Here is a 12,818-nt window from a genome sequence, read left to right on the forward strand (position 1 = left end):
TTCCTGTAAAGCCCCGATGGCCGGCTCCAAAAAACTCATAACCACCGTCTCGACCAAGGGACAGGTGACTCTGCCCAGTGCGATCCGGAAACGGCGGCACTGGGGTGCCGGCACGCGTCTGCAGGTCGAAGACACGCCGGAGGGCGTTCTCCTGAATCCGGCGCAGGCTTTTGCCTCGACGCGGCCGGAGGAGGCGTTTGGCGTCCTGTCGCACAGCGGGATGCCGAAAACTGTGGAAGAAATGGACGCGGGCGTTCTTGCCGAAGCGCGGCGCCATACTCGCGATTGATGCAATCAGCAAGAGGCATAGCGGCCTCCGCCGGCCTCCGAACACGACCGTGTTAGCAAATTATTAATTGTTCAATTGCCTTGGCCGGCGTTTCCGCATTAACTCGTCGCCAGTCTTCTCGTTGCGGTGGTGTTGGCAGTGCTGCGTTCCCCTGGCGCCCTGACGTCTTCTTTCCTCCTTGGCCTTGTTTCGTTGATCGGTGCGACATCGCTATCTGTCGGCCCCGCGGCGGCGCAGTCGACATTGTTCAAGCGGCCATCGGTTCCGGCCACGAAGGCGCAGCCAATCGCGATCGACCTGCGCTCCGCCGCCGTTGGAGGACGCACCAGCGTTCCCTATGGCTGGATCGATTTCTGCCATCGCCGGCCGAAAGAGTGCAAGGTGCCCGCCCTGCCGGCGACGAGCGTCAAGCTGACTGCGCAGAACCTGCGCACCCTCAAGCGGATAAACCAAAAGGCGAACCGCGCCATCAAGCCCGTCAGCAACTACGATCACTGGGGCACGATGATGGACCACTGGGACTATCCGGTGGACGGCAAGGGCGACTGCAAGATCTACGCGCTCTACAAGCGCAAGCTTCTCATGCAAGCGGGATTTCCCCGGCAGGCGCTGCTGATGACGGTTGTGCGCGACCTGAACAATGAAGGCCACACCATCCTGACGGTGAAGACCGACAGGGGCGATCTCGTCCTGGACAACCTGGCCGATGAAATCCGGCCCTGGAACGCGACCGGCTATTATTTCCTGAAACGCCAGTCTCAACAGAACCCGAACATCTGGGTGTCGATCAACCAGCGCGGCGGCACTCCGAAAACCTGACGTGTCGCCAGGCTCTCAGACTCCGAACTATGCGCCTTTCCTGGAACTGCTCCCGCCGCGAGCAGCCTACTGGTTGCAGGACGGCTCGCCCTCTTGCCCGCAAGATGGCTTCTTCTTCTTGAATTCTTGCGGCTGCTGCTGCGGTAGACGCCGCTCCTGCATCTGAGGTCTTGGCTGCTCACGGAATTCCGGCCTCCGCTCCAGCCTTTGCGGCCGCAGCACCTGCTCGTTAGGCCTTTCCCGCCTGAACTGACGCTGCGCGTTCTCGTTCGGCTCCTGTCTTTGCGGCCGCAGCACCTGCTCGCTCGGCCTTTCCTGCCTGAACCGGCGCTGCGCGTTCTCGTCCGGCCTGTTGACCTTGAAGTTGCGCTGGACGTTGACCTCGCCGCCGGCGGAACCTTCTTCGTTCTGCAGCCTGCGGAACTTCCTGCCCCTGTCGCTCCTGTTGGCCGAACCTTGATCGCCCGGTTCGACGATGGACTGGCCGGAAGACAAATCCCTGCGCATCAGCTTCCTCGCCCTGCCCTTGTTCCGCTCGGAGAACACGTCCGGATTGTTGTTCCTGAACCGCTCCTCAACGCGCGGCCGGTTCTCGGCCGGCATGCCGTTGACGGTCGGCAGCTTGCGGAACTTCCTGCCCTTTTTGGTTGCGGTCGAGCCCTGATCACCCGATTCGAAAACGGACCGGCCGGCGGACAGGTCCTTGCGCGTCAGCTTCCTCGGCCTGCCACTGCTCTCATCGGAGAAGGCGTTCGGATTGTTCTTCCGGAACTTCTCCCGCGCGCCCGGCTGGTTCTCGGCCGGCATGCCATTGACGGTCGGCAGCTTGCGGAGCTTGCGATTCTTGCCCTGGGCATTGCCGGCTCCGGTCTGCTCATTGCCCTGGCCGGTAACGGCGGCGCCGGCGTTTCCGGTGGCCTGCTGGTTGTTGCCACCCGCCGCGCCCCGCTCGCTCAAACGCTTCCTTGACTTGTCGCTAGGCAAGTTCTGGTCGCTAGGCAAGTTGCGACCGTCGAGCGCCGGCTTGCCGTTGACGAGCGGCAGCCTCTTTCCGTTCGCTCCAGGCAGGGCGTGGTCGCGCGACAGCTTGCCGGTCGCGGACCGGGTCTCCGACTGCGGAATAGCAGTGCCGGGCTGCTGGCCCTGGATGACGCGCTGGCCGGGCTTCGGCGGCAAGCCGCCCTGTTTCTGGCCGCCCTGTTGCTGATTAGTGATCTGACGGGACATGGCCGCCTTCTTCTGCAGCGGCGGCGGCAGTGCGACCCTGGCCGCCAGCGCATCCGCGCGGGCACCAACGGCGCCTCCGGTCGTCTGCCGGCCCGTGGTGCGGCCACCCTGAACACCGGCGCCTGGCTGCGCGGCCTGATTGATGGTCTCGTTTTTGATCGTGGTGTTGATGTTGTTGATGACGGTCGTGTTGTGGATGTTGTTGAAGATGATGTCGTTTGGCGGCGGCACGATGTGGCGCGGCGGGTTGATGAACACGGGTATCGGCACGAACACCGGCGTCGGCAGGACGAAGACATCGACCGGCGGCGGCGGTGGCTCAAGCACGACGAAATCCCGCGGCGGTGGCGGCAGGAAGATCACCGTGATCGGCGGCGGCGGCGCGAAATCGAAATCGTCAAAAAAGATTACCGGCCGCTCGACATAGATAATTTCCTCGGGCGGCGGTGGCGGCACGTCGTAGACGATGACGGTGAAGCTCTCCGGCGGCTCCAGCTCGGCGTCGAAATGCTCCAGCCGGCGGCGCGCGTCCCAGGCATGCGGACCGTGCGGATAGCGCTCCAGATAGGACCAGTAGGCTTCGGGCGTGTCTGTCATCCAGGTCTCGCGCCAGGTGATCGCCTCGCGCCGGGCCGCGATGATGGCGCGCACGCGCTTGGCCATCGCATCGTGTGGGTAGGCGTCAAGGAAATCCTCGTAGCCGCGCATCGTGTCGCGCTCGAGGGCGGCAACATAGGCGTCATGCGCGTCGAAATCGCGAATCGGCCTGGTTCGCGCCGCCCGGGTCTCCGCGGCCGAAACCTTGGGCGGAGGAGCTTCCGCGCTGCGTTCGAAGAAAACGAAAGGCGCCGTGATCTTCGAAGCGCTCCATGGCAGTTCCCCGCCTTGCGTGACCTCGCTGACACGCAGCCGCGTGCGGTCGAACACGTCCTGCAGCGACAGGCCGCCTTCACGCATCATCTCGGCAAGCGCCTTGGCGTAGGCTCCGTACGGCCCCTTGTCTTCCGGCGCGACGGTTCCCGGAGCGGCGTTGAAGGCAATCAGCATATTCGGATCGGGATCGACCAAGGCAAGGCCACCGGCCAGCGGCTCCTTCCACTTCGGGAAGGGATTTTGCCGCGCCGCGTCGAGTACGACGATATTGACCTTCGTCGGCAACCCGGACAGCGGCCTGGTGATATCGGAAATCCGCATCGCCTGAAGCGGGACATCGTTTGGATTGGCGATCTGAGCATCGACCGGCAGGAAGTAGTTCTCGCCCTCGAACTGCACGCCATGGCCTGCGAGATAGACGAAAACGACGGCGTCGGGACCGGCGGCGGACACCTTGCTCATGAAATCGCGGAACGCGCCGCGCAGCGAGTCCTGGTCCACGTCACGCGCGCCGACCACGTCGAACCCGGCGGCCTGCAATGTCTGCGCGATCAGGCCGGCGTCATTGGCGGCCGTCGCGAGCTCTGCGGTCTTGTAGGCGCCATTGCCGATGACGAAGGCCAGACGCTTTTCACCTTGCGCCAGCGCTCCGGTTGCGGCGCTGACCGCGAAAAAGATGAGAACGACGACGAGACCAAGGAATTTCTGAAGCGTCCGCATTGCAATCCGCAATCCGCCATCCGTCGTCCCTCCAAAGTCATAAACGCCGCAGGGGCCGGAATGTTTCCCGAACTGCGCAAAAATAAGATGCGCAACGAGGCGGCTTTAGGGCGCAATTTCGTCGAAAGAACAGAGGCTTCACAAATTTCCGCGAGCCAGCGGCATTGGACTACCGGCGTCGCCTCGGCTTCTCCAGCAAGGCGACGGCCTCGACATGGGGCGACCACAGGAACTGGTCGATCGGCGTCACGCTCTTCAGTTGATAGCCGCCGTCGAGGAGGATGCGCAGGTCCCGCGCCAGCGTCACCGGATTGCAGGACACGGCCGCGACCAGCGGCACGTCCGAGCGGGCGATCTGCTTCGACTGGTCCTCAGCGCCGGCGCGCGGCGGATCGAAGACCAGGCCGTCGAACACGTTCAGTTCCTTGAAGGTCAGCGGACGCCGGAAGAGGTCGCGGCGTTCGCTGGTCACCCGCTTCAGGCCGCTGGCGAAACGGAAGGCGCGGTCGAGCGCCGCAAGCGCCGGCGCGTCTCCCTCCACCGCATGGACCTCCGACTTCGCCGCGAGCCTGAGCGCGAAGCTGCCGCAGCCGGCGAACAGGTCGGCGACCTTTTTGGCGCGTGACAGATGCTGGCCGACGAGGGCGGCCATCGTCTGCTCGGCGGCCTCCGTCGCCTGCAGGAAGGCACCGGGCGGCACAGCGACGGCCACGGATCCGAACTGGACCACCGGCTTCTTCGGCTCGACGATCACCTCGCCGTCAATCGAAAGCCTCGCCAGCCCCTCGGCAAGAACGAAATTCGAGGCTATGCGACGCTGGTTCTCGCCGAGCTTGCCGGCGTCCTGGACAGCAACATCGAGGCCGGACGCGGTGACGGTCACCGTCATGTGAAAGGCCTTCGGCGTCGCGCAAACCAGATCGGCCAGCCTCCGCAAGCGATCGAGCGCGGCAACGATCGCCGGCAACGAGATCGGGCATTCCTCGATCGGGATGATTTCGGAGGAGAGTGCGCGCACGAAGCCGAGCAGCATGCCGGCCTCGGCGCGCCGAGCGCTGAAGACGACGCGGCGGCGCGTGTGCGGCGCGCAAGGTACCACCGCCTCGACCTCGCCGGCGATGCCCTTGGCCTTCAGCGCCTGGACGACCCTTTCGCGCTTCCACTGCCGGTAAGCCTCGGCCTCGAAATGCTGCAGCGCGCAGCCGCCGCAGTCGGTGAAGTGGCGGCAGGCCGGATCGACCCGGAGCGGCGACGCCTCCAGCACCGACATCAGCGTCGCGCGGTCCTTCTGCCGCGCGGCGGTGACGGTCTCGCCCGGCAATGTGAACGGGATGAAGACCTCGCCGCCATCGGCCTCAGCGATGCCGTCGCCCTGCGAGCCTAGTCTTGTGACCGTGAAACGCGTGCTCATCGCGATGCACCGTCCTTGATTGCGGCTAGCAGGAATTCGCGATTGCCGTCGCCGCCTTCGATCGGCGACGGGTGGAGCCCGAGCACACGCCAACCGGGAATGCCGGCGAGCCAGTCGCGCAAATTGGCGGCAATGCGATCGGCGTCGCCCGGTTCCTTGAGCAGGCCGCCCTTGCCTATCGCTTCGCGCCCGGCCTCGAATTGCGGCTTGACGAGAAGCACCGCCCTGGCGCCCTCGCCTGCCAAGTCGCGCGCCGGCGGCAGCGCCAGCTTCAGCGAGATGAAGCTGACATCGCAAACCAGGAAATCCGGAACACGGCCGCCGAGATCGGCTGTGGTGAGGTCGCGGGCGTTCAGCCCTTCGATCACCGTTACGCGCTGGTCGCTGGCGACATCGGGATGCATCTGGCCATGGCCGACGTCGATCGCCGTGACATGTGCCGCGCCGCGTTCGAGCAGCACCTGGGTGAAGCCGCCGGTCGAGGCGCCGATGTCGAGCGCTTCGCTACCCGAGGGATCGAGGCCGAAATGGTCGAGACCGGCAATCAGCTTCAGCGCCGCGCGCGATACATAGGCCCGGGCCGGATCGTCAATCGCAACGACGCAGTCCGGCGCCACCAACTGGCCGGGCTTGCGGGCGACCTCGCCGTCGACAGTGACCGTGCCACGCTCGATCGCGTCGCGGGCGCGCGAACGGCTGGCGAACAGGCCGCGCTCGACAAGCAGTTCGTCGAGCCGCTGGCGTGTGCTGGCTGGCAAAGGGGAGTTCATCGGCCTTCATTGGCGAAAGCCGGCCGCTAAGGCAATGGGAACGTATTGAATATGGCGCGATGCGCGGCAGAATGCGGGGCCATTTCACCAGCCTGAGGAGGAGGCAATGCTGAAGGGAACCTGCCATTGCGGCGCCGCCCACTGGACCCTGGAAGGCGATCCGGGGCCGATCACGGCCTGCAACTGCACGCTTTGCCGCCGCTATGGCACCCTCTGGGCCTACGACTACGTCGACGAGCGCATCCGCATTGCTGGACCGATGAACTCCTATACGCGCGCCGAAGTGGCCGAGCCCGCGCTCGAGATCCTGTTCTGCCCGACATGCGCCTGCGTGCTCGCCTGGCGCGGCTTGCGCCCCGGCTCCAGCACCCGCACCCGCATCGCCGTCAATGTCCGGCTGGCTCCGCCCGAAGCCGTCGCCGACCTGCCGATCGACCATTTCGACGGTCTCGACAGCTTCGACGACCTGCCGCGCGACGGCCGCTGCGTGCGCGATCTGTGGTTTTAGAAGACCGTCCGCGAGACCGGGCGCTCGACGGCCGGCATCAGGCCGTCATTGTTGGAGACCTGCTTGCGCGGCTCGGCCAGCACCGGCGTGGCCTCCGGCAGTACCACCAGCAGGGGAACCTGCCTGTGTAGGAAAAGCCACCGCGGATGTTGCCCATCTTGCCGGCGACGATCTCGATCACCGCCTTTTCGAGGTTGCGGTCGTAACGCGTTTCGGCTGCCACCGGCGCGGCCATGGCCATTGAAAGGGCCATCCCGCAAAGCAACGATTTCATCGTTCTTGTCTACCTGCCTCGGACCAAGGTCTTAGCAGGGTGCCGTTGAAAATCGGCCAAAAGATACGCTAACCGAACCGCCAAACGGAAGCGTTAACAAATGCTTACGCATCCTGGCTTAACGCAATTCCGGACGCAAAACCGCTGTGCGCATTTGCTGGAAATGCTTCCGAAACCGGCAAACCGATTCAGCGCGTCGAGAATTCGATTCAGGCGCGTTGCGCCTGCACGTCGTGGCCAAGGGCGGCGAAGACCGTGCGCACGATGCCGGTCGTGTCGAGGCCCGCGTCGGCATACATCTTCTCGGGCTTGGCGTGATCGGTGAACTCGTCCGGCAAGACCAGCGGGCGCACCTTGAGGCCGTTTTCCAGCAGGCCTTCATGGGCGAGGAAATGCAGGACATGGCTGGCGAAGCCGCCGACCGCGCCCTCCTCAACCGTCACAAGAACCTCGTGCGAGCGCGCGAGGCGGCGGATGAGATCCTCGTCCAGCGGCTTGGCGAAGCGGGCATCGGCGACGGTGGTGGAAAGGCCCGCCGCGCCGAGCTCTTCGGCCGCCAGCAGGCAATCCTGCAGCCGCGTGCCGAAGGACAAAAGCGCCACCTTGGTGCCTTCCTTCAAGACACGGCCCTTGCCGATCTCGAGCACTGAGCCGCGCTGCGGCATGTCGACGCCGACGCCATTGCCGCGCGGATAGCGGAAGGCGATCGGGCCGTCATCGTAGCTTGCCGCGGTCCGCACCATGTGGCGCAGTTCCGCCTCGTCGGCGGCGGCCATGACGACGAAGCCCGGCAGCGTCGCCAGGAAGGTCGTGTCGAAGGCGCCGCAATGGGTGGCGCCGTCGGCGCCGACGAAGCCGGCGCGATCGATCGGGAAGCGCACCGGCAGCTTCTGGATCGCCACGTCGTGCACGACCTGATCGTACGCGCGCTGCAGGAAGGTCGAATAGATGGCGGCGAAAGGCTTGTAGCCTTCCGTGGCGAGGCCGGCAGCGAAGGTCACCGCGTGCTGCTCGGCGATGCCGACATCGAAGGTTCTGGCCGGAAACACTTGGCCGAAGAGATCGAGGCCGGTGCCGCTCGGCATGGCGGCGGTGATCGCCACGATCCGGTCGTCCTCGCGGGCTTCCTGGATCAGGCTTTCGGCGAAGACCTTGGTGTAGCTCGGCGCATTGGCCGGCGCCTTGGCCTGCGCCCCGGTGATGACGTCGAACTTGTTGACGCCGTGATACTTGTCGGCGGCGGCCTCGGCCGGCGCATAGCCCTTACCCTTCTGGGTGACGACATGGATCAGAATGGGGCCGTCGCCATTGTCGCGGACGTTCTTCAGCACCGGGATCAGGTGCTCGAGATTGTGTCCGTCGATCGGGCCGATGTGGAAGAAGCCCATTTCCTCGAACAGCGTGCCGCCGGTGACGTAGCCGCGCGCGTGCTCGACAGCGCGGGTGATGGCGCTGTCGGCGCGCTTGCCGAGATAGGAGGTCAGCTTCTTGCCGAAATCGCGCAGGCCCAGATAGGCCTTGCCGGAGGCAAGCCGCGCCAGATAGGCGCTCATCGCGCCGGTCGGCGGAGCGATCGACATGTCATTGTCGTTGAGGATGACGATGAGACGGGCATTGAGCGCGCCGGCATTGTTCATCGCCTCATAGGCCATGCCGGCAGACATGGCGCCGTCGCCGATGACGGCGATGACGTTGTTGCGGCCGCCCGAAAGGTCGCGGCCCATTGCCATGCCGAGGCCGGCGGAAATCGAGGTCGAGGAGTGCGCGGCGCCGAAGGGGTCGTATTTGCTCTCCACTCGCCGGGTGAAGCCGGAGAGCCCGCCCTCCTGCCGCAGCGTGCGGATGCGGTCGCGGCGGCCGGTCAGGATCTTGTGCGGATAGGCCTGGTGGCCGACATCCCAGATCAACCGGTCTTCCGGCGTGTTGAAGACATAGTGCAGCGCAACCGTCAGCTCGACGACGCCCAGCCCTGCGCCAAGATGGCCGCCGGTATGCGACACGGCATCGATAAGCTCGGCGCGCAGTTCGCTCGCCAGCTGCGGCAGCTCGCTTTCGTCAAGCGCCCGCAAATCCGCGGGGATGCGGACCTTGTCGAGAAGTGGCGTGTCGGGCGTTGAGTTCACTTTGGAGCAGCCTGCTGAAATCTTAACCTTGCGCTAACCTTCAAATATGCGCCTTGATCATGCGCGAAATATGCCGCCGGCGAGCGAATGTAAATGCGTGTCAGTGACGCGGCTGGCGCAGGATGTCCATCCTGCTCTAACCTTCCGGCAGCGGAATGAATTCTTCCTCATCTCCAGGAACGATATCGAAGCGGCCCGTCTTCCATTCTTCCTTGGCCTGCTCGATGCGTTCCTTCGAGGACGAAACGAAATTCCACCAGATATAACGCTTGGAACCCAGCGACGCGCCGCCGAACAGCATGAAATGCGCGCCGCGCTCGGACCAGACGACGATCTCTTCGCCCGGTTTGAACACCAGGAGCCGCTCGGCCGGGAAGCGGTCGCCGGCGATCGAAACCTCGCCTTCCAGCGTGTAGATGGCGCGCTCCTCGGCATCGGCGGGGATTTTGACGCTGGCGCCTGCGGCCAGCCGCAGATCGGCGTAAAGCGTCTGCGAAGCGGTCGCGACCGGCGAGCGCAGCCCGGAAAATTCGCCGATGACGACGCGGCCGCTGACGCCTTCGGCGTCGATCTCGGGCAGGCGGATCACCGACGTGTTCTCGAAGACCGGGGCGATCTCCTCCTTGGCGTCCGGCAGCGCCAGCCAGGTCTGCAGGCCGGAGATCGACATCGGCGCGCCGCGCAGTTCCTCGGGCGTGCGCTCGGAATGGACGATGCCGCGGCCGGCAGTCATCAAGTTCACGTCGCCGGGCGCGATCACCATTTCGGTGCCGAGCGAGTCGCGATGCCTGATCTTCCCGTCGAACAGATAGGTGACGGTGGAAAGCCCGATATGCGGGTGCGGGCGCACGTCGATCGCATGGCCGGCGCGCAGGATAGCCGGCCCCATGCGGTCGAAGAAGATGAACGGCCCGACCAGCCTGCGTTTGGCGGTCGGCAAGGCGCGGCGGACCTCGAAGCCGCCAATGTCCTTGGCGTTGGGGATGACCATCAATTCGATCTGGTCGCAGGCGAAGGCATCGCCGGCCTCAGGATCGTTGCCTGGAAAGAAGCTCATGACCGGCCTCAGGCGAAGCGCAGCGCGGATCGGGCCATCGCCTTGGCCGCCTCTTCCTCGCGATTGCGCGGCTCTTGCGTGGTTTCCATCGAATCGAGCAGCTCGCGCGCCGCGGCGGCGATCGCCTCGACGGCATGATGGAAAGCGTGCTCGTTGCGCTTGGAGGGCTTCGTCGTGCCGCTCAGCTTGCGCACGAACTGCAGGGCCGCGTCGTGGACCTCGTCGTCGGTCGCCGGCGGATCGAAGTTGAACAGGGTCTTGATGTTTCGGCACATGCTTGCAGGCCTCCGTCTGTCGTGTCCCCGCCGGTCAGGGATAATGCACGAAGGTGTGTTGAGATTCAGGTCAGGCCGCACCGAAAATGGTGACTTCCGAGAACCGGAGCGGAGCGTACTTGAATTACGTGAGCACCGGAAGCGCAGGAAATCGCCATTTGCAGGCCGGCCTCACCTGAATACCAATACACCTTACTCGGCGTCGAGCGGCTCCGTGCCTACCGGCTTGCCGTCGCGCGAGAGCCTGATCTTCTCGACCTTGTCCTCCGCCGCCTTGAGCAGCCGGTCGCAATGCGCCTTCAGCGCCTCGCCGCGCTCGTAGATCTTGATCGACTGGTCGAGCGGGACGTCGCCGCGCTCCAGATCATCGACGATCTTCTCCAGCGCGTCGAGCGCCTGCTCGAAGCTCATCGCCTTGACGTCTTCGTTAGCTTCATCCGCCATAATTTATCCCTTCATCAGCCGCCCGACATGGGCGGCGACCGAAAATGCCAGTCCTTGCAGATCGTAGCCGCCCTCCAGCAGGCTGACGAGCCGGTTGCCGCTGTGGAGCCCGGCGCGCTCCATCAGCTGGCCGGTCGCCCAGTCGAAATCATCCTCGGTCAGGTTGATCTGGGCGAGCGGATCGCGATGGTGCGCATCGAAACCGGCGGAAATGACGATCAAGTCCGGTTTGAAAGCGTCGACCGACGGCAGCACGCGCGACAGGAAGGCGTCGCGGAAAGTGTCGCTGCCGGTGCTCGGCGCGAGCGGCGCGTTGACGATGTTGCCGGCGCCGGTCTCGCTCTTCGCGCCGGTGCCCGGATAGAGCGGCATCTGGTGGGTCGAGCAATAGAGGACCGAGGGATCGTCCCAGAAAATGTCCTGCGTGCCGTTGCCGTGATGCACGTCCCAGTCGACGATGGCGACGCGCTCGGCCTGGTGCTTCTTCTGCGCATAGCGGGCGGCGATCGCCGCGGTGTTGAACAGGCAAAAGCCCATTGCGGTCGTCTTTTCCGCATGATGGCCCGGCGGACGCGCGGCAACGAAGACATTGGCCGCACGGCCCTCGAAGACGTCATCGACAGCAGCGTTTGCCGCGCCGATCGCCGTCACCGCAGCCTGCCAGCTCTTCGGACTGGCGCTGGTGTCAGCGTCGATCGAAACGATACCGCTTGCGGGGATGGCCGCGCGGATGCGGGCGACGAAGTCCGCTGGATGCGCATAGAGGATGGTCGCCTCGTCGCCTTGCGGCGCCTCGACGCGGTCGAGAGCCGAAAAAGCCTCGTCGTCGAGCACGCGCTCGATGGCGCGCAAACGGTCGGGCCGCTCGGGATGACCGGGCGGCGTGAGGTGTTCCAGGAATACCGGATGGGTGTAGAGACGGGTGGTCATGGCGCCTAATCTAGGCACCTGTTGCCCGGATAGCCATGTTTCAGCGCCGAATGATTGGGGAAAATCGCGCCTGATCGTGTCGCTGGCGCATTGGCGCGGCTTCCGCTTCGCGATAAGGTCGCCGCGCTGCCTGGTGCCCGCAACGCGGGAGAATCGGGAACACGGTTGAACTCCGTGGCGTGCCCAACGCTGTGAGGGGGACCGCGCCGGCAAAGCCACTGTCCTAGACGGGAAGGCGCCGGATGCGGGTCGATCCCGAGCCAGAAGACCGGCCCGGCAGACATGGTCATCCGCTTGGTCAGGCGGAGGACTGCTTATCGCAAGGGGACAAGCGATGCAGGCACGAACGGCCGCCGTCGGCGGCGACGACTTTGACCAATTGGCGCGCGACGCCGTCTACCGGGCGATGTTCACCAGGCGCGATGTGCGCAGCCATTTCGTTGCCGACGATCTCGACGATAGCGTTCTGGCGCGGCTCCTCACCGCAGCACACCACGCGCCGTCGGTCGGCTACATGCAGCCGTGGAACTTCATCGTCATCCGCGATGCGACAAGGCGTCGGCAGGTGCGCGACCTGTTTCTCGCCGCCCGCGAGCAGGAATTGCCGGTGATCGAGGCGGAGCGGCAGGCGCTCTACCGCAAGCTGAAGCTCGAAGGCATCTGCGAAAGCGCGCTCAACCTTTGCATCACCTGCGACCGGCAGCGCTCGAAGAACTCGCCGCTCGGGCGCTGGCACAATCCGGAAATGGACCTCTACAGCACCGTCTGCGCGGTGCAGAATTTCTGGCTGGCGGCGCGCGCCGAAGGCATCGGCGTCGGCTGGGTGAGCATCATCGAGACCGAGGCGCTGAAGCGGCTCCTGTCGATCCCCGAGCACGTCACCCCGATCGCCTATCTTTGCGTCGGCCGCGTCTCGGAATTCGCGCCGAGGCCCGACCTCGAAGCGCACGGCTGGGGCAAGCGCCTGCCGCTGCCCGAGCTTGTGATGAGCGAGATTTTTTGCGGCGCCGGCGAGGCGCCGCTCAAGTCGGCGATTGCAAGGCTTGGCGGCGTTGAATTGCCGAAGCCATGATCAGGCGGCCTTCGTGGTCACGGGGC

Annotated in this window: 12 protein-coding genes and 1 riboswitch; of the genes, 4 read left to right on the top strand and 8 right to left on the bottom strand. The window is 65.1% G+C overall.

The genetic code is table 11. The features are described 5' to 3' along the window. The first annotated feature begins 16 nt into the window (after positions 1–16). Complete coding sequence (locus tag EH240_RS06065; RefSeq protein WP_124996507.1) at positions 17–289, top strand: AbrB/MazE/SpoVT family DNA-binding domain-containing protein; 273 nt, start codon at positions 17–19, stop codon at positions 287–289. A gap of 138 nt (positions 290–427) precedes the next feature. Continuing rightward, positions 428–1,108: a transglutaminase-like cysteine peptidase gene (locus EH240_RS06070; RefSeq protein WP_167483942.1), complete on the top strand. Its 681-nt coding sequence runs from the start codon at positions 428–430 to the stop codon at positions 1,106–1,108. 66 nt (positions 1,109–1,174) lie between these two features. Here EH240_RS06070 and EH240_RS06075 read toward each other — a convergent pair whose 3' ends face one another. From EH240_RS06075 to EH240_RS06085, 3 genes are all read right to left on the bottom strand, one after another. Further along, positions 1,175–3,928, bottom strand: a complete 2,754-nt coding sequence (locus EH240_RS06075) for a caspase family protein (RefSeq protein WP_124996508.1) — start codon at positions 3,926–3,928, stop codon at positions 1,175–1,177. A gap of 169 nt (positions 3,929–4,097) precedes the next feature. Then, positions 4,098–5,339 (bottom strand): class I SAM-dependent RNA methyltransferase, encoded by a 1,242-nt coding sequence (locus EH240_RS06080; RefSeq protein ID WP_124996509.1) that lies wholly within the window; start codon positions 5,337–5,339, stop codon positions 4,098–4,100. Beyond that, positions 5,336–6,109: a TlyA family RNA methyltransferase gene (locus tag EH240_RS06085; RefSeq protein WP_124996510.1), complete on the bottom strand. Its 774-nt coding sequence runs from the start codon at positions 6,107–6,109 to the stop codon at positions 5,336–5,338. The genes EH240_RS06080 and EH240_RS06085 overlap by 4 nt, the downstream gene beginning before the upstream one ends. 106 nt (positions 6,110–6,215) lie before the next feature. Here EH240_RS06085 and EH240_RS06090 point away from each other — a divergent pair, with 106 nt between their 5' ends. Continuing rightward, positions 6,216–6,617 (top strand): GFA family protein, encoded by a 402-nt coding sequence (locus EH240_RS06090; RefSeq protein ID WP_124996511.1) that lies wholly within the window; start codon positions 6,216–6,218, stop codon positions 6,615–6,617. A gap of 483 nt (positions 6,618–7,100) precedes the next feature. On the opposite strand, the gene dxs is transcribed toward EH240_RS06090, so the two are convergent. From dxs to EH240_RS06120, 5 genes are all read right to left on the bottom strand, one after another. Then, positions 7,101–9,014: a 1-deoxy-D-xylulose-5-phosphate synthase gene (dxs, locus tag EH240_RS06100; RefSeq protein ID WP_124996512.1), complete on the bottom strand. Its 1,914-nt coding sequence runs from the start codon at positions 9,012–9,014 to the stop codon at positions 7,101–7,103. A gap of 136 nt (positions 9,015–9,150) precedes the next feature. Beyond that, entirely contained in the window at positions 9,151–10,071 is a 921-nt protein-coding gene (locus EH240_RS06105; RefSeq protein ID WP_124996513.1) for a pirin family protein, read from the bottom strand. 8 nt (positions 10,072–10,079) lie between these two features. Further along, entirely contained in the window at positions 10,080–10,346 is a 267-nt protein-coding gene (locus EH240_RS06110; protein WP_124996514.1) for a DUF2277 domain-containing protein, read from the bottom strand. 192 nt (positions 10,347–10,538) lie between these two features. After that, positions 10,539–10,790 carry an exodeoxyribonuclease VII small subunit gene (locus tag EH240_RS06115; protein WP_124996515.1) on the bottom strand — a complete coding sequence of 84 codons (252 nt, stop codon included), beginning with the start codon at positions 10,788–10,790 and terminating at the stop codon, positions 10,539–10,541. Positions 10,791–10,793: 3 nt separating this feature from the next. Further along, entirely contained in the window at positions 10,794–11,720 is a 927-nt protein-coding gene (locus EH240_RS06120; RefSeq protein ID WP_124996516.1) for a histone deacetylase family protein, read from the bottom strand. A 113-nt stretch (positions 11,721–11,833) separates the two neighbouring features. Next, positions 11,834–12,012: riboswitch (cobalamin riboswitch) on the top strand. Between the two features lie 42 nt (positions 12,013–12,054). Here EH240_RS06120 and bluB point away from each other — a divergent pair. After that, positions 12,055–12,792, top strand: a complete 738-nt coding sequence (gene bluB / locus EH240_RS06125) for a 5,6-dimethylbenzimidazole synthase (RefSeq protein WP_124996517.1) — start codon at positions 12,055–12,057, stop codon at positions 12,790–12,792. Positions 12,793–12,818: the final 26 nt, after the last annotated feature.

The sequence above is a fragment of the Mesorhizobium tamadayense genome (assembly GCF_003863365.1).
In the GTDB taxonomy this organism is placed as follows: Bacteria; Pseudomonadota; Alphaproteobacteria; order Rhizobiales; family Rhizobiaceae; genus Mesorhizobium; species Mesorhizobium tamadayense.